Origin of the sequence: Clostridium sp. J1101437_171009_A5 (genome assembly GCF_015547905.1) — a bacterium.
GTDB lineage: Bacteria > Bacillota > Clostridia > Oscillospirales > Oscillospiraceae > Pseudoflavonifractor_A > Pseudoflavonifractor_A gallinarum.
The window spans coordinates 114,033-131,139 of sequence record NZ_JADMVY010000003.1 but is presented as its reverse complement, the minus strand read 5'-3'; the positions used below and the strand labels follow the sequence as shown (position 1 = coordinate 131,139).

Annotated in this window: 16 protein-coding genes; 3 read left to right on the top strand and 13 right to left on the bottom strand. The window is 63.0% G+C overall.

All coding sequences use genetic code 11. The annotated features are described in order from the left end of the window. Positions 1-32 precede the first annotated feature (32 nt). From I2C21_RS06060 to I2C21_RS06045, 4 genes are all read right to left on the bottom strand, one after another. Positions 33-1,490, bottom strand: coding sequence for a M20/M25/M40 family metallo-hydrolase (locus I2C21_RS06060; RefSeq protein WP_195278793.1), 1,458 nt, complete (start codon positions 1,488-1,490; stop codon positions 33-35). A 31-nt stretch (positions 1,491-1,521) separates the two neighbouring features. Beyond that, entirely contained in the window at positions 1,522-2,082 is a 561-nt protein-coding gene (locus I2C21_RS06055; RefSeq protein ID WP_193535757.1) for an MntP/YtaF family protein, read from the bottom strand. 107 nt (positions 2,083-2,189) lie between these two features. Further along, positions 2,190-2,606 carry a hypothetical protein gene (locus tag I2C21_RS06050; protein ID WP_186963179.1) on the bottom strand — a complete coding sequence of 139 codons (417 nt, stop codon included), beginning with the start codon at positions 2,604-2,606 and terminating at the stop codon, positions 2,190-2,192. A gap of 233 nt (positions 2,607-2,839) precedes the next feature. Then, positions 2,840-4,606 carry an ABC transporter ATP-binding protein gene (locus I2C21_RS06045; protein ID WP_101692498.1) on the bottom strand — a complete coding sequence of 589 codons (1,767 nt, stop codon included), beginning with the start codon at positions 4,604-4,606 and terminating at the stop codon, positions 2,840-2,842. A 156-nt stretch (positions 4,607-4,762) separates the two neighbouring features. On the opposite strand from I2C21_RS06045, the gene I2C21_RS06040 reads away from it, so the two are divergent. After that, positions 4,763-5,701, top strand: coding sequence for an AEC family transporter (locus I2C21_RS06040; protein ID WP_186963181.1), 939 nt, complete (start codon positions 4,763-4,765; stop codon positions 5,699-5,701). A gap of 57 nt (positions 5,702-5,758) precedes the next feature. Here the strand turns inward: I2C21_RS06040 and I2C21_RS06035 are convergent, their stop codons facing one another. Further along, the gene (locus tag I2C21_RS06035; protein ID WP_195278792.1) at positions 5,759-6,046 is read right to left on the bottom strand and encodes a DUF1294 domain-containing protein; all 288 of its coding nucleotides are present in this window, start codon (positions 6,044-6,046) and stop codon (positions 5,759-5,761) included. A 137-nt stretch (positions 6,047-6,183) separates the two neighbouring features. Between I2C21_RS06035 and I2C21_RS06030 the strand changes: the two genes are divergently transcribed. Continuing rightward, on the top strand, positions 6,184-7,269 hold the full coding sequence (locus tag I2C21_RS06030; protein ID WP_195278791.1) for an S-layer homology domain-containing protein: 1,086 nt from the start codon (positions 6,184-6,186) through the stop codon (positions 7,267-7,269). A 142-nt stretch (positions 7,270-7,411) separates the two neighbouring features. Here I2C21_RS06030 and I2C21_RS06025 read toward each other — a convergent pair whose 3' ends face one another. The 8 genes from I2C21_RS06025 to I2C21_RS05990 all read right to left on the bottom strand — a co-directional run bounded on the left by I2C21_RS06025 (position 7,412) and on the right by I2C21_RS05990 (position 15,584). Beyond that, entirely contained in the window at positions 7,412-9,277 is a 1,866-nt protein-coding gene (locus I2C21_RS06025) for a DEAD/DEAH box helicase (protein WP_193535751.1), read from the bottom strand. Between the two features lie 175 nt (positions 9,278-9,452). Further along, positions 9,453-10,142, bottom strand: a complete 690-nt coding sequence (locus tag I2C21_RS06020; RefSeq protein ID WP_195278790.1) for a methenyltetrahydromethanopterin cyclohydrolase — start codon at positions 10,140-10,142, stop codon at positions 9,453-9,455. A gap of 15 nt (positions 10,143-10,157) precedes the next feature. Continuing rightward, positions 10,158-11,120 carry a methenyltetrahydromethanopterin cyclohydrolase gene (locus I2C21_RS06015; RefSeq protein ID WP_195278789.1) on the bottom strand — a complete coding sequence of 321 codons (963 nt, stop codon included), beginning with the start codon at positions 11,118-11,120 and terminating at the stop codon, positions 10,158-10,160. Positions 11,121-11,329: 209 nt separating this feature from the next. Beyond that, complete coding sequence (locus I2C21_RS06010) at positions 11,330-12,082, bottom strand: GntR family transcriptional regulator (protein ID WP_101692507.1); 753 nt, start codon at positions 12,080-12,082, stop codon at positions 11,330-11,332. Between the two features lie 17 nt (positions 12,083-12,099). Further along, positions 12,100-12,603 (bottom strand): shikimate kinase, encoded by a 504-nt coding sequence (locus I2C21_RS06005; RefSeq protein ID WP_101692508.1) that lies wholly within the window; start codon positions 12,601-12,603, stop codon positions 12,100-12,102. Positions 12,604-12,622: 19 nt separating this feature from the next. Next, positions 12,623-14,008 (bottom strand): MATE family efflux transporter, encoded by a 1,386-nt coding sequence (locus I2C21_RS06000; RefSeq protein ID WP_195278788.1) that lies wholly within the window; start codon positions 14,006-14,008, stop codon positions 12,623-12,625. A gap of 5 nt (positions 14,009-14,013) precedes the next feature. Continuing rightward, positions 14,014-14,598, bottom strand: a complete 585-nt coding sequence (locus I2C21_RS05995) for an HD domain-containing protein (RefSeq protein ID WP_101692510.1) — start codon at positions 14,596-14,598, stop codon at positions 14,014-14,016. A gap of 143 nt (positions 14,599-14,741) precedes the next feature. Next, positions 14,742-15,584: a DegV family protein gene (locus I2C21_RS05990; protein WP_186963190.1), complete on the bottom strand. Its 843-nt coding sequence runs from the start codon at positions 15,582-15,584 to the stop codon at positions 14,742-14,744. A 285-nt stretch (positions 15,585-15,869) separates the two neighbouring features. On the opposite strand from I2C21_RS05990, the gene spoIIP reads away from it, so the two are divergent. Beyond that, positions 15,870-17,045 (top strand): stage II sporulation protein P, encoded by a 1,176-nt coding sequence (spoIIP, locus tag I2C21_RS05985; RefSeq protein ID WP_186963191.1) that lies wholly within the window; start codon positions 15,870-15,872, stop codon positions 17,043-17,045. Positions 17,046-17,107 lie beyond the last annotated feature (62 nt).

The window sequence follows — 17,107 nt, the reverse complement described above, 5'->3', positions numbered from 1 at the left end:
CGGGCCGCGGTTCTATTTTTATCGTGTTTGTTTTAAATCCCGGCCAGCACACCGGCCAGAGTGACGGCATAATCGGGCAGGGTATCCAGAGGGGCCCGCTCATCCACCGAGTGGGCGTCCAGGATGTCGGGACCCGCGCTCACCATCACCATACCGGGGGCCTTTTCTCCCAGGACGGAGGGCTCCAGCCCCACATGGACGGCGGTCACTTCCATTTCCCGCCCCACGGCCTCCTGATAGCTCTGACAGAGCACCTGGATCAGGCGGCTCTGGGGATCGCCCGGCCAGCCAGGGTAGTAGGAGACCTCCCGCAGGGTGAAGCTCGCCTGGGTCGCCGCCGCGTCGTGCATGGGGAAGAGGATCGCTTCCTCCTCCCGCCGGGCGCAGCGGATGAAGGCCAGCACTGCCGCTTCCTCCCCCCGGAGCTGGACGGCCGCCACATTGGCCGATACCCCCACCACATTCGGAAAGGCCGGGTGCATGGCGTATACCCCGTGGAAGAGCCCCGCGGCCAGGCCGCACACCGCCCGGACGGTCTCGCCGCCCCACACCTGCTCCGGACAGGGCACGGGCTCCACCTCCACCCGGGCATGGGGGTCGCTTTCGCCGTAACGCCGGGTAATCTCCGCCCTCAGGGCGGCCACCTGCTCCTGTAAAAGCCCCTCCTGTCCGGCCGGAAGGACCAGCACCGCCTGGGCCGAGGCGGGAATGGCGTTGTGGGCCGAGCCGCCGGAGAACTCGGCTACCTCCCAGTCCGCCGCCCGATCCTGGAGGAAGGACGCCAGGGTCTGCACCGCGTTGAGCCGTCCCCGGTGGATGTCGTCCCCCGAGTGGCCACCGGTGCCGCCGGTCAGAGCAATGTGCCAGCCCTCCGTCCCGGTGGCCGCTCGCCGATCCAGGGTACGGACATAGGTCTCCCGCCGGCCCCCGGCCGAACCGGCAATGGCCCGGCCGAAGTGGAACCCATCCGTGTTCAATAGGCCGTAGGCCCCCGCCAGCCAGCTGGGGTCCACCTGGGCCGCCCCCTTGAGGCCCACCTCCTCACTGACCGTGAACAGGAGGCGCAGGGGGCCGTGCTCCACGCCCTGCGCCAGCAGGTAGAGGACCACGGCGTTCCCCAAATTATTGTCCGCCCCCAGGGTGGAATTGCCGTCGGTGCGCACAAAGCCGTCCCGCACCACCACCCGGGGCGGGTCTCTGCGGGGATCAAACCCGCTGCCCGGGCGGACGGTGCACACCATGTCCATGTGTCCCTGGAGGATGAGAAGGGGAGACTCCTCCCGGCCGGGCGTGGCGGGTACGTCCGCCATCACGTTCCCCGCCCGGTCCCGGACGGGGGAGAGGCCCAGTCCCTTCAGCCGCTCCACCAGATAGCGGCTCTCCGCCTCCTCCTGTCCGGACCCGTGGGGCCGGGCGGAGAGGCCCTGAAATTCCTCCAAAATACCCGCAATGACGGCCTCCCGGCCGCCCAAGTACTCCAATCTTGTCATATGTAACCGTCCTTTCTATGGTCCCCCTGCCTCAGAGCAGGACTTCCCAGGCGCCCAGCAGCACCAGCAGGCCGCCCGAGAGGGGAAGGGCATACCGCCCCAGCAGCCGCTCCGCCGCGCCGCAGCCCAGCCGGTGTCCCAGGGGAAGGGCCACCAGTGTCACCAGAAAATTGCTTCCCGCCGCCGCCAGGGTGGGGATCCCGGCCGCGCCGGCTGCCACGCCCGCACCCGCGTTGTTTACCGCCAGCGCGGCCGCCAGCGAGACCCAACCCGCCAGCCCGGGCGACGACGGCTCTTCTTCCGCCGCCTCAGTGCGCCCCCGCAGGTAATCCAGTAAAAACCAGCATCCAATGCCCACCAGGGCCAGCCCGCCCAGCACTTCCGCCGTCTCCGGGGGGAGCACTGCGGTGGCCGCGTTCCCCAGCAGCAGCGAGAGGGCTGTGATGAGGGTAGTCACTCCCGCCAGCACCAGCGAGGGCCCGGGCGAGATGGAGAGCCCGCGCCCCCCATAGGCTGCCGCCAGCAGCACCGTGTCCAAATTACAGGCCAGCGCAAAACAAATCGCGCCGGTCAACGCCGTCCATAGCTTCATATCGAGCCTCCTTTTCCCCCATCCTATGGAAGGTTGGGGAAAAGGGTGCTCTGTTGTTCTCTTAATGCGGCTCCACCCGAAATTCCACCTGGGTCAGATATGGCCCATTACGGTGTATCTTCCCGGTCCTCCTGGGAGCGGAGCAGCCGCAGGGAAAAGTTTCCCTTATAACTGTTCCCCTCGATCCGGACGATCAGGTCCTTTTTTCCACACACATCCACACAAAAAGAGGCATCCTCCAGTTCCGACCAGCAGTAGAGCACGGTCCCGTCCCGTTCCCGCAATTCCAGGTCCAAATTTCCGGCCTGCGTCTTTACCTGGACCACCAGCACATCATAGCCCCCCGCGGCCGGCCGGAAGCGGCGCCACAACAGCCCAGAAAAATAAGAATACCGCCCTGTCCATCGGTCCCGCCAGCCCCAGCAGCCGCCTACGCACAGAGAGGCGCCGCCGCTCAGGACCCCGACCCGCCAGAGCACCAGCAGCACTGCGGCGACCACCCCAACGCTCAGTACCCATTCCATTTCTTTTCCTCCCCCTTGGCTTTACACCTTCTGTAAGGTCTATCATCGAATCTGTTCCATAGGCTTTATGATACCCTGTACCGCACCAAACCGCAAGGAGCAAGCCTTTCCTTTTGGCCCCTTCCGCAGCACATAGGCCCTGTCCTAGCAGAAAGAGAATACCGGAGCCGCACGGAAAATCCGTGCGGCTCCGGCCGTTTTTCTATGGATTTTACCCCAGGGAAGCAGCCGGTTTACTCGGCCGCCACCGCCCGCTGGGCCTCATAGAGGGCGGCATACCGGCCGCCCCGGGCCAGCAGCTCCTCATGGGTGCCCTCCTCGGCGATGCCGCAGCCGTCGATGACCAGAATACGGTTGGCGCTGCGGATGGTGGAGAGCCGGTGGGCGATGATGAGGGTGGTGCGCCCCTTGGCCAGCTCGTCAAAGGCCGACTGGATGCGGTGCTCCGTGACGCTGTCCAGAGCGGACGTGGCCTCATCCAGAATCAGGATGGGGGGATTTTTCAGGAAGATACGGGCGATGGAGATACGCTGCTTCTGTCCGCCCGAAAGCATGACGCCCCGCTCACCCACATAGGTGTTGAGGCCGTCGGGCATCTCCAGAATGTCCTCATAGATCTCAGCCCGGCGGGCGGCCTCGATGACCTCCTCCTCGGTGGCGTCGGGCCGTCCGTAGCGGATGTTGTCGTAGATGGTCCCCGCAAAGAGGAACACATCCTGCTGTACGATGCCGATGTTCTCCCGCAGGGAGCGCTGCTGAAGCTCGCGCACGTCCCGGCCGTCTAGGAGGATGCGCCCCTCAGTCACATCGTAGAAGCGGGGGATGAGCTGGCACAGGGTGGACTTTCCGCCGCCGGAGGGGCCCACCACCGCCACGGTCTCCCCGGGATGGACATGGAGGGAGACTCCCTCCAGTACGGCAGGGGAGGTGCTCTCGTACCGGAAGGTGACGTCCTCCACCCGGATGTCGCCCGCCACCGGGGCGGAGGCACCCAGCTCCACCGCGTCGGGGGCATCCTGGATCTCAGGCTCCAGCCGCATGAGGTCCACAAAGCGCTTGAACCCGGCGGTGCCCTGCATGAGCATCTCCATAAAGGCCGACAGCTTGCGGATGGGGCTGATGAAGGTGGTCACATAGAGGGAGAAGGTGGTCAGTGTGATGAAGTCCATCTCCCCCTGCATGATGAGGATGCCGCCGTAGGCGATGACCAGCACCGGCAGGATGCCCATGGCAAACTCCATTCCGGAGAAATAGATGGCCATCGTGCGGTAATAGCCCCGCTTTGCGTTGCGGTAGCGGTCGTTGGCCGCCTCAAACTTGGCCCGCTCAGTGTCCTCATTGGCAAAGGCCTTGGCGGTGCGCATACCCGAGATGCAGGACTCCACCTCGCCGTTGATGCCTGCCAGCTTCTGCTTGACCTGGGTGGAGGAGCGCATCATCCGCTTGCGCTGGAACACGGAGAACAGCAGGAAGACCGGCACCACCACAAAGACGGCCAGCGCCAGCTTCCACTGCATATTCAGCATCACCACAAAGGCCCCCAGCAGGGTCACGGCCGAGATGAACATATCCTCGGGGCCGTGGTGGGCCAGCTCGGCGATCTCGAAGAGATCGCCGGTGACCCGGCTCATCAGGTGGCCGGTGCGGTTCTTGTCATAGAAGGAAAAGGAGAGGGTCTGCATATGGGCAAAGAGGTCCCGGCGGATGTCCGCCTCAATACGCACGCCCATCAGGTGGCCCCAATAGGTGACGATAAAGCTCAGCCCGGCCTTGAGCACATAGGCCAGGATGAGGATGGCCATGACGGCAAAAAAGGTGGCGAACAGCCGGTCGGGCAGCAGGGTCTGCATGGCCCAGCGGGATACCTGGGGGAAGGACAGATCCACCGCGGCAATGCCCAGGGCACAGATCATATCCAGCAGGAAGAGGGCCATATGGGGCCTGTAATAGGACGCGAACAGGCTCAGATACCCCCGTTCCCGGAATGCTTTGGGTGACATGATATTCCTCCTCATTCTCAATTGAATCGAAATCAGTATAGGACAAGGGGGGATATTTTGTCAATTTTGAGTGGACTTTTTATTTACAAATGCTGGTCCAAAACAGTATAATAAAATTTGCGTGAATTTTTAGGTATCTCATAGGAGGAGATCTGCTTGAGCAGCTTTTTTCAAAATCTGTTGATCGTCATTGGACAGGTGGGGACGCTTTTTCTGCTGATGAGCGTTGGCTATCTGCTGGCCAAACTGGGAAAGCTCACCCCCGAGGCGCTGCCCCAGCTCTCATTCCTTTTGCTGTATGTGGTGACGCCCTGTATCATCATTGACTCCCTCCAGGTGGAATATGACCCGGCGCTGCTGCACGACATGGTCTTTTCCTTTGGTCTGGTCATCCTCAGTTATCTGGTCCTGGCTCTGCTCTGCCAGTGCTTTTTCCGCCGGCAGGACTTGGACCGCCGGGACACTCTCCGTTTTGCCGTCATCTTCGGCAACACCGGCTTTATGGGCTTCCCCCTCATGTCCGCCATCTTGGGGGACGGAAGCCTGGTGTACTCCATGCCGGTCTTTGTGGCCTTCAACCTGCTGGTGTGGACCTACGGCGTCTACCTTATGGGCGGCCCCAGCCGCTTCTCGGTGAAAAAGGTCCTGCTCAGCCCGCCCATCCTGGGCATTCTCATTGCGCTGCCCCTCTTCTTTGCGGAGATCCGCCTGCCCTCCCCGGTAGGCAATACCATCGGCTATCTGGCCGATCTGAACACCCCTCTGGCCATGCTGGTCATCGGCGCTCAGATGGCGGCCGCCGACCTGCCCGCCACCTTCCGCAACACCCGGCTCTACCTGGGCGCCGTCATCAAGCTGGTGGTGGCTCCCGTCCTGACGGCCCTGATCCTGCTGCCCTTCCACCTCAACCCCATCAGCTTTGTGGCCGTGGTGATCCTGTCCGGTGTGCCCACGGCCGGCGTCACGGCCATGTTTGCCGAGCAGTTTGACCGGGACACCGAGAGCGCGGCTCAGATCGTCACCCTCTCCACCCTCCTCTCCATCATTACCCTTCCGGTCGTGGCGGTCGTGGCGGAGCGGATCGCCGGTCTCTAAGGCCCAGCCCCAGAACCACATCAAAAAAGCGGGTCTGCATCAGCAGACCCGCTTTTTTTACCCGCCGCCGGGGAGGTGGCGTCCCAGTGCCAGCCAGAGGGCCAGCCCTCCCTGAAGTATCAGGATGGCAGGGAGTCCGTAACGAAAGTACCAGTGCTTGGTCTTGTGCCGGAAGACCTGCATCCCCACGATCCCGCCCAGGGCGCCCCCCAGAAGGGCCAGGAGGAAAAAGGTCCGCTCCCGCACCCGCCACTCGCCCCGCCGGGCCCGCCGTTTATCCCAGCCCATCAGGACAAATTCCACCAGATTGACTAACACCAGGGCGGCCAGTACTGCGCGCCACATAGGCATTCCTCCTTTGGCCGACAGTATACCCGCTTTTTTCTCCCCGGTCAATTCCGTATTGGGGGGAACTTTTTCCCCGCCCCGCCGTCTAATGGGGCAGAACACATTCTGACACACTCTCTAGGAGGCGTTTTATCATGGCTCACACCCTGTTCCGCCGTCTGGCCCCTCTGGGCCTGGCGCTCACCCTTGCCGTCCCCGCGCTGGCCGCCGGGATGGACGCCTTTGTCCCGGACGGGACCTATCCGGGCTTTTCCGACGTATCCGCCGGGGCCTGGTATGCCGCCGACGTGGAGCAGGCCGTGAAGCTGGGCCTGATGAAGGGCAAGGGAGACGGCCGCTTTGATCCTCAGGGCCAACTCTCCGCTGCTGAGGCCATCACCATGGCCGCCCAGGTCCATTCCGCCTACACCGGGCAGAGCTTTACCCCCGGCGGCTCCCCCTGGTATGAGAACGCGGTGGACTACGCCGAGGAAAACGGCCTCATCCTGCGCAAGGAGTTCTCCGATTACAGCGCGCCCATCACCCGCTCGGATATGGCAGGTATCTTTGCCTACGCCCTGCCGGTGGAGGAGCTCCCCCGGATCAACCGGGTGGCCTCCATCCCCGATGTGACCTCCTCCACTGCCCACGCCGGGGCTATTTATCTCCTCTATAACGCCGGGGTACTGGCCGGAACGGGGGATGGCACCTTCTCCCCGGATGCCCCCATCGACCGCTCCAGCGCCGCCGCCATCCTCAACCGTCTGGCCCTGCCGGAGAGCCGGGTGACCTCCGCCCTGGACACCCCCGTCGACGGGACCACCGTGGAAAATACCGACGGCGCCTTCCGCCTCACCTTCGGCGCGGGGAACTGGGAAGAGATTCAGCAGGACGGAGCTGCCGGTCTCACCTTCACCGACCAGAACGGCACGCTGAAAGCCCTCTCCTTTGCCAAATCCGGCCAGAATGCCGCCACGCTGGCAGACTTCTCGGTCTCCCGGCTCACCGCGCTGCGGGACGCCCTGGGCGGTGTGGAGCTGCTGGAGCAGCCCGACGTCATCCTCTTCCGGGGTCTGCCCGCTGTATTCTATCGTTATCAGGAGGGAACGACTGTGTACACCGTGTTTTCCGTGGAAAACTCCAATTCCTATGTAGAGCTCACCCTGGCCGCCCCGGCCGGGTCGGAGGACGCCTATCCCGCCCTGCTCCACACAGCCTATACGCTGGATCTGGCCCTGTAAAAGTCCGCTTAGGGCTTGTTATGAAATAGCGTTTTAAAAAACCGTTGCCGGGAACTGTGTAATATCAGTTCCCGGCAACGGTTTTCATATACCTATTTTCAATTGAGAAGTCGAAAACGCTATCCCTTGCGGCAGGCCCTTTTTAGTCGTCGCTCAGATAGTAGGGCTTCATGAGGCTGGAGGAGAGCTCGGTGGAGTCCTTCACCCCATCGGTGCGCAGCTCCACCTCGCGGGGACGGCCGGGGCCCTTGCCGCGGCCATTGCGCTTCTTTTTCCCGCCGCCCAGCACGTCCAGGGCCTTGGCCGGCATGCTCTTCTTCTGGGCGGGGCGGGCCTGCTTCTCCTCCTTGGGGGAGTGGGACGGGCGCTTCTCCTGCCCGTTCTCCTCTCCCGCGGGGCGGGGAGACTTGCTCCGGCGGGCTGGGCGCTCCTTGCGGGGCTGCTCCTTGCTCTGGAACATCCGGGGCCGGGGGGCCAGCAGGCGGGCGGTGGCGTCCATAATGACATCTCCGGCCAGGGGATCGGTATGGTGGAACTCCTCCTCCCGGCGGTTCCCACTCTCCCGGACAGGACGGGCGGGCGCGGTGGCGGTGAGCGCCTCCTCCAGAGTAGCGCTGGCACGGTAGCCGCGGGCACGCTTCTTCCGGGCCGGAGTCTGCTCCGCCGAAACCGTCGGGGCGGGACGCTCTCCCTTCTTTTTGGGGGCAGGAGCGGGCTCTGCCGCCTGGGCCTTCTGGGCGGCCTTGGCCTTGCGCTCTTCGGCGGCGGCCTTGTTGGCCGCGTCCCGGGCACGGCGGCGCTCCTTGGCGGCCGCCCGGGCCTCGGCATCCTCCGGATTCACCGGGCGCCCCTTCTTGTCCCGGGGCAGAGGCTCAAAGACCTCCATTGGCCAGGGGTGATCCTCCACCACCGGGATGGAGCGGCCCATGAGCTTTTCGATGCCCTTGAGCTCATCCTTCTCATTGATGTCGCAGAAGGAGACGGCGGTGCCGCCGTGACCGGCCCGGCCGGTACGGCCGATGCGGTGGACATAGGTCTCTGGCACATCGGGGAGGTTATAGTTGAACACGTGGGAGAGCTCCTCGATGTCCAGGCCCCGGGCGGCGATGTCGGTGGCCACCAACACCTTGACCCGGCCGCTCTTGAAGTCGGAGAGGGCCTGCTGCCGGGCGGTCTGGCTCTTGTTGCCGTGGATGGCGGCGGCGGTGATGCCGCTCTTCTGGAGATCTCCGGCCACTTTGTTGGCCCCATGCTTGGTGCGGGTAAAAACCAGGGCGTTCTTCACATTGCCCGCCATGAGCAGGGAGGAGAGGAGTTTGGTCTTATTGCCCCGGTCCACATAGTAGAGCTTCTGGTCGATGACCTCCACCGGGGAGGAGACCGGGTCCACCGCCACCCGGGCCGGGTCGTGAAGGAGGGAGTCCACCAGCTCGGTGATCTCGGCGGGCATGGTGGCCGAGAAGAAGAGGGTCTGCTTGCGCGGGGGAAGCCACTTGAGGATCTTCTTCACATCGTGGATAAAGCCCATATCCAGCATCCGGTCGGCCTCATCCAGAACAAAGATCTCCAGGCCGGAGAAGTCCAGCAGCTTCTGCTGGTAGAGGTCGGCCAGACGGCCGGGGGTGGCCACCAGGATGTCCACACCCTTGCGCAGCCGCTCCACCTGGGGAGCCTGGCCAACGCCGCCGAAGATCACGGTGGAGCGCAGCTTCAGATGCTTGCCGTAGGCCTCAAAGCTCTCCTGGATCTGGAGCGCCAGCTCCCGGGTGGGGGTGAGGATCAGGGCACGGATGGGCCGGCCCTGGACGGACTCGGCGTTGAGCCGCTGGAGGATGGGGGTGGCAAAGGCGCAGGTCTTGCCGGTGCCGGTCTGGGCGCAGCCCAGTACGTCCCGCCCGGTGAGGGCCGGCGGGATGGCCTTTTCCTGGATGGGGGAGGGGCGCTCATACCCCAGTTCGGCCAGGGCCCCCAGGATGGGCTCGATGAGGCCGAGTTCACGGAATGTCATGTGTCTCGAAATCCTTTGCAATTTATTCTCTCCAGAGCGCTGTGCTGCCCCGGTACGCACCTGCGCCCGCCGGACAAGACCAGCGGGCGCAGATGTGGAAAGTCTATGATTCAGTATATCATATTTCTTTGGAAATACAAGTGGATTTCCCCGAATGCGGGCCCTGGATATACGTTTAAACGGCCCCGGTTCCGGACGAAGCGCCATAGGTCTTTCCGTCCTCCAGGCAGTGCAGGCGCAGGCGGAAATCTCCCCAATTCCGGGCCAGTGTCTCCAGGTCGGCGCGCGTGCTCCGGACCCAGATGCTGCATACCCCGTGGGCAGCGATGGCGGCGCGGTGGGCGGCACGGACCGCCTCCCCGTCCAGAGAGGGGAGCACCACCGGGCAGCAGCTCCAGCCCCACAGGATCTCCTCCTGGGGCACGCCCTGCTCCAGGAGATAGGATACCGCCCGGGGCACTGCCGCGGCGGCTTCCACCACCACGGCGCACAGGCTGGCCGGAACGGCCAGCACCACATTGCCCCGCGCTCCGCCGGCGTTTTCCCCATAGGCCAGTGCCCAGGCGCCGTCCGCCTCCTGCAGGCCCACCAGCCCCTCACGGGAGGTAAAGCTCTCCGAGGCCAGCACCGGGTCGTCGCACAGGATCTCCACAGTGGGGACCTGCTCCTCGCCCAGCCTCTGCTGGGACACGTTTACGATGGCTTTCCCGCCATAGAGTCCCTCGGTCAGCGTCCGGGCGGAACTCCATCCGCCGGGGACCTCTTTCCCGGCGTCCAGAACGCTGCCCTCCAGGCGGCAGTGGTTGGCGGGGCTGTTCTCACACAGCGCGGCAAAGGCCGCGCGGGCACACTCCAAGCTGGTCATATTCGTCACCTCACATCAGATTCCGAGAAAGCTCCGCTCCAGCGTGTCATAGCCCAGACGGCCGGAGGAGAAGGCATGTCCCGTGCGGAGATTGTGGAAATTGATCTTGCAGGGGGCGTCCCAGTCCCGGGGGACATGGGCCCAGTTGTGCCCGCTGCGGGCAAAGAGCTCCTCAAAGGAGACGCCGTAGATGTCCTGGTTCTTGTCAAAGGTCAGATCGGGGAGGATGCGCTCAATCTCCTCATCGGTGCAGTCCACCCAGAGATTGGTCTCCTGCCCATAGATCAGGCAGTCGTTGACCCGGCCGTAGGCCACATACTCGTCGGCCACCGCGCCGAAGATGGGGGCGCTCCCCGAGGCCTGCACCACACAATCCGTATTAAAGCCCCGGTCCAGCAGGGTGGGGAAGGTCTGCTCCACGTTGCGGGCGCAGACCTGTACCGCTCCGGCCAGGGTCCCGGTCCGGGCGGCCAGCAGATAGAGGCCCGAGGGATCAATGCCGATCTCCCCGGCCAGCTGGGTGGTCATCTCCTCTCCAGGCAGTTCTGTGGTCTGGAGATGGGCTACCGCCCGGGCGGTACAGGGGTCCCGGTAGGGCGTGGCGCGGGCATAGGCGTCCATGCCCCCAATGGCCCGGAAGGGGCCGGAGAAAGTGGTGCGCACTCCATGGTAGTTCATCACATAGATGGCGTCGTGGCAGGAGAGCTCGGCCACCGTGGGGCGGTCCACCGTAATGGTGGCGGCGGGGACCAGATGCTCCCCGATCCACATGGTGGTAAAGTCCAGCCGGCCCAGTCCGCCCAGGCAACTCTCGGTAAAGAGCTTGCCCGCACGCCAGCCCGCCTTTTCCTCCACGCCCATGTCGATGACCGTGGCGCCGTTGGCCAGGGTGTGGGCCCGCACCTGGAGCTGTTCCTGGTGGGGAAGGATCTCCTCCTCCACCATGGCCAGGGCCCGTTGATTGATGGAAAAATCCAAATGAAAACCTCCTTTTTGATCCGGGGTCCTTTTGGTTCTTCTATTAGTAGTATTATTCTACTATCGAGATAGTACCACACCTTTCCGTTGTTATCAATAGCAAATTATCTTATTTTAAAATTGAATTTGTATAGTTTGTCTATTCCATGTCAAAAAAGGACCGCGCCCCCTGCCTCCAGGGAACGCGGTCTTTCTGATTCCAATTTGATTTACCAGCCCTTGCGCAGCACCTTGAGGGGCAGATACCCCTTGCGGTAATAGGATACCGCATGGCACACGATCTCCAGATCCCGGGAGTAGACAATGTCGTCCATCACCAGGAAGAGCTCTTCCGGTCCCACATGGAAGAGCTTCTGCAGGGCCTCGTCCGCCTGCATCACGTCGAAGGTGGACATGCTGTATGCCACCGACACGCCGCAGCACTCCTTGAGGAAGAAAAAGCAGTTTTCCTCCCGCAGAACCTCAAACTGCTCCCGGTGTCCGGCGGCGATCTTGCCCTCTACATGGTCATTGGCAAAGGCCACCGGGGTGTCGTCGGCATAAAAGAGCTTTCCCACCTCCAGATAGGAGTCGGAGTTCTGCTCCAGTCCGGAGTCCTTGTCCTCCACAAAGCGCAGGGAAGTCACCTCATACCGGGGCTGACACCCCATTCGGGTGATCATCCGGATCAGACCCGGGTCGGTATCCATCCGGCACTCCCGGGCCACTTTGGGGTTGGCCAGGGTCCCCTTGCTGCGCTGACGGGTGACCAGCCCCATCTCCTCCAGCGAGGCCAATACATCCCGCAGCGCATTGCGGCTCACGCCCAGACGCTGGGCCAGCTGATCTTCACTGGGCAGCTTGAAGGGCTGGTCTGTTTCGTAGCCGCGGATGAAGTCAATGAGCGCCAACTTGGTCTTATAGGACAATTCCGCACTGTCCACCGGCGAAATGTGCAGTCCTTTCCGTGTACGCTCTTCCATATGGCTCCTCCTTTCGCTCACGCGCAGCCGATCAGGGCCTGAAGCACCGCGGCCAGGGTCTCCTCCAGGGAACCTTTATCACCGTCCACGATGATGTCGGCGTATTTCTCATACAGCGGGGTGCGGTACTCATAGATGTCCCGCAGTGTCTCGCCCGGCTGGAAGGCGATCCCCCGGGAGCCCATGTTGTGGATGCGCTCCTCCAGCACCTCGCAGGGGATGCGCAGATAGATCACCTTGCCCAAGCTCTTCAGGTGCTCGATCCCCCTGGCCCGGCAGATGACACTCCCGCCCGGGGCGATGACGGTGCGCTCACAGTCCACCGAGCAGATGGCATCGGCCTCCAGATCCAGAAATTCCTCTGTGCCGTGGGCGTCAAGCACCTCCTGGAGCAGCGCGCCCTCCCGCTTTTGAATGAGCAGGTCGGTGTCTAGGAAATCAAAGCCCAGGGTCTTGGCCAGAAGCACCCCCACGGTGCTCTTCCCCGAGCCGGGCATACCGATCAGCGTGATGTTGTTCATGGCAGGAAATCCTCCTTTTTTATACCGTCTTGGGTCCGTGGGTCTCCTGGGCCCGGCGGCGCAGGATGCGGGGGAAGCGCCACAGGAAGATGAGACCCGTGGTGATGGCAGCCAGCACGTCGGCGGCGGGTTCCGCCACAAAGACGCCCAGCACCTTATCCGTAAAGAAGTTGGGCAGGATAAAGATCAGGGGAATGAGCAGGATGATTTTGCGCAGCAGAGCCAGGAAGAGGGAGACCTTGGCCTCTCCCAGAGCCACAAAGGTCTGCTGGCAGGAGAACTGGATGCCCAGCATGAACATACCGGCGGCATACACCCGCAGAGTCCACACCGCGATACTCACCAGCTCTGGCTCGTCGTTGAAGATGGATACAAAGACCTGGGGGAAGAGCTCGATGGCACCCCAGGCAGCAGTACTGAAGGCCAGCGAGGAGAAGAAGAGCAGGCGGAAGGTCTTTTTCACCCGGTCGATCTGTCCCGCGCCGTAGTTAAAGCCCACAATGGGCTGGGCCCCCTGGGAGAGCCCCTGGAAGAGCATGCTGAAAATCTGCATGATGCTGGAGCAGATGGTCATGGCGCCCACGGCAGGGTCCCCGCCGAAGGCCTTGAGGGAGGAGTTGAAGGAGATGTTCACCAGACTCTCGGTGGACTGCATGATGAAAGGGGAGACCCCCACCGCCAGCACCGGGGCCAGCACCCGGCCATCCAGGCGGAAGTAGCGGCGCTGGAAGCGCAGCCGGGTCCGCTTTCCGCTGAGGAAGCGCAGCACCCACACCGCCGAGACGGCCTGGGCGGTAATAGTGGCCAGGGCCGCGCCCTGTACACCCATCCCGAATCCAAAGATAAAAATGGGGTCCAGTACGATGTTGGTGACCGCTCCGATGAGGACCGTGGCCATGGAGACGGTGGAAAATCCCTGGGAGGTGATAAAAAAGTTCAATCCCAGCGAGATCTCCACAAAAATGGTGCCCCACAGGTAGATGGTGAGGTAGTCCGAGGCGTAGCTCAGGGTATTCTCCGTGGCTCCGAAGAGGAGGAGCATGGGCTCCCGCACTACCTGGAAGCCCGCCGTCACCAGGATGGAGAGCAGGACCAGCAGGGCGGTACAGCTGCCCAGGATGGCGTTTGCCTCCTCCATCTTGCCCTCTCCCATGCGCACCACCGCCCGGGAGCCGCCGCCCATACCCACCAGGGCGGAGATGGCCGAGACGAACATGATGACCGGGAAGCAGATGCCCAGTCCTGTGAGGGCCAGGTCACCCACCCCCTCAATGTGGCCGATGTACATCCGGTCCACGATGTTGTACAGGGCGTTGACCAGCTGGGCCGTCACCGCCGGCACGGCCAGACGCACCAGCAGCGGGCCGATGGGATCTCTGCCCAGATCGTTTTCACGCTTTGCCACAGGAATTACGCCTCCTCATTTTCCAGGAAATACGTGGCCTCCATATCGGCCACGCTCAGGGCAAAGGCCAGGGGGTACTGCTGGAGGGCCTGCCCCACCAGCCGGGCGTCCTCTCCGCCCGAAAATCCCATGTGCCAGCGGATGGCCATGGCCTCCTCCCGGGTGAGACGCATGAAGCCGCTGAGAATATAGACCGACTTCTCCCCGTGTCCATAGGGCAGGTTATCCTCGTAGAAGAAGGTGGGGACCGCCTGCCACTTGCCGTCGGGTCCCTTGACGTTTCGGGTGCCCGTCTTATAGCATCCGATCTTGCACACGTCGTGGAGCAGGGCGGCGATGGCGATGCTCTCCTCCCCGTACTCCAGACCGTAGAGCTCTTTGACCCGCTCCCGCTCCAGATACTCCCGCAGGCAGTGATACACGTTCACGCTGTGGTCACACAGGCCGCCCACATAGGCCCCGTGGAATTTGGCCGACGCAGGGGAGGTGAAAAAGTCGCTCTTATTCTGAAGATAATCCAGCAGGGCCTCGCTGCCCTCCCGGTGGATATGTGTGGTGAAGAGTTCGATGAATTCCTCCCGTGCACTCATATTGGTTCCTCCTTTGGGACGCAAAGATGGGCCATAAAACGGCCATATGAAAGATATTATAGCACAGTTTTCCCCATCTGTCATTTGCGGACAAAAGCGGATGGCCTTCCCAGGGCGGGAAGGCCATCCGCTGTGTTTCTCTCTTACTTCCGGACAAAATAGGCGATGCCGGTGGCGCCAGGGCCGGCGTGGGTGCCCACCACGGCGCCGATGTCACTGGGGAGCACGGTCATCCCCTGGGTCTCCGCGGCAAAATAGGCCATGCAGTCGGCCATGGCCTGGGGCGCGTTGGAGTGGCCGAAGGCCACCGGCAGCGTGGTGTCAATGGGCTCCTTCTCCTCCATCCACTTACGGATGAACTGGAAGCCCGCCTTTCTGCCCCGGCATTTGCCCACTGAGATGACCAGGCCGTCCTCAATGGTGATGATGGGGCTGATGCCCAGCAGGCCGCCCACCACAGCGGTGGCGCCCGAGATCCGCCCGCCCATCTTCAGGTACTTGAGGGTGTCCACTACGGCCAGGAGCCGCACCCGTCCGGCCAGCTCCTCCACCTGTCCCTTCAGCTCGGACAGGGAGAACCCCTTGTCCCGGAGCAGACAGGCGGCCTCCACCAGAAGGCCCATGCCGAAGGTGACGGTCTGGGCGTCCACCACGGCGATGTTGCTCTCATCCACGATGCCCCGGGCGATCATGGCGGACTGGTAGGTGCCCGACATGGCGCTGGAGATCAGAATGGCCAGCACCTGATCCCCGTTTTCGGTCAGCCGCTCAAAGGTCTGGATAAAGGTCTCGGGGGGGATCTGGGCGGTGGTGGGCAGGGTGTCCACCTGCTCCAGCCGGGCATAAAATTCCTCTTTTGTGATTTCCACGCCGTCCTGGAAGGCCTCTTCGCCAAAGAGGACCGTGAGGGGGAGAATCTCCACCCCCAGCTCCGCCGCGCGGGCAGGGGAGAGGTCGCTGGTACTGTCCGTCAAAATCCGTATCATCTTCCAAACTTCCTTTCAAACACACGATCAAAGCCGGGGAACCATGCCGGGTATCCCCCTCCACAGAGGGCTGTCCCCTGGAAAAATGCCTGTTTTCTTGCCCATCGCGCCCGGGTAAGCCGGTAAACGTGGCAAACTGGTCCGCCTTATTATATCGGAAAGCGTCCAAATGTCAAGGCGCAGGGCATCCGGAAGCTTTTTCCGGGACAGGCATATCCCTCTGCCCGGGCGCATATGCTTGACCAACCATTTCGTCCCCCCACCGAAGAGAAAGGATGATGTCTCATGCGTACACACAGCCGCATTCTCTGGTCCCGCCTGTTCCGGCGCTGCGCCGCCTTCTTTCTGGCCACCCTGGCAGTATGGGCCCTCCTGGCCGGGACAGGCTGGGGGCTGGCCGCCGGGAGTCTGGACGCCCTCACCTCCAGTCCGCTCTTTGTCTCCGCCGCCCTCCAGGCCGAGCTGGGGAATGTGGAGACTGGAACCACGATGGACGAGCTGGACTTCTGGCAGCGTCTGGTGGTGGATCAGTCGGCGCTGCTGCGCCAGGGCGCTGGGATCGACGACACCGATCCCCTGGCCGCTCAGCCCACCCCTTCCGCCGCGCCCGCGCCCTCTGCCACGCCCCCCCTGGAGGAGGAAGAGCCACCCGCAGTCACCGCCGCGCCCGGGGACATTGTGGAGCGCACCCTGGTCCCCACCAGCACCGACGGATATGCCTATGCCGACGGCCTGTATCTCTATAACCGGACCAACCTGTCCGTCGATCTGGCTGCGGCCGCCTCGGCCCCCATCAAGGCCCAGCTTCCCCAGCAGGGTCCCCAAATCCTCATCATACATACCCATGCCACCGAGGCCTACACTCCGGACGGCAGCGACGTCTACACCCCCAGTGACCAGAATTCCCGTACCCTGGACGAAAACTACAATATGATCCGGGTGGGAAATGAGATGGAGCGGGTCTTTACCGAAATGGGCCTTTCCGTGCTCCACGACAAGGGCGTCTATGACTATCCCGCCTACAATGGGGCCTATTCCCGCTCGGGGGCCGCCATCCAGAAGTATCTCGCCCAGTATCCCTCCATCCAGCTGGTGCTGGACGTCCATCGGGACGCTCTGGTGGGGAGCGACAACACGGTGTACAAGGCCGTGACCAAGGTAGACGGCGTCAAGACCGCTCAGGTCATGCTGGTGCTGGGCAGCGGCTCCACCCACCCCAACTGGATGGAAAATCTGGCCCTTGCCGCCCGCATCCAGCGGAGCATGGACACCCTCTATCCCACGCTGGCCCGTCCCATGACCCTGCGCAGCTCGGTCTACAACCAAAATCTGACTCCCGGCTCCCTGTTGGTGGAGGTGGGTACCCATGGCAATACCTTGCAAGAGGCCCTCAATGGCGCCCGCTGCTTTGCCCGGGCCGCAGGCCAGGTCTTTCTGAATCTCACCCCATCCGGCAGCTGACGCAAAAAAATTTACAGATTCCTCTCCTTTCTTCGCCGAATCCATGCTATACTGCTCTCATA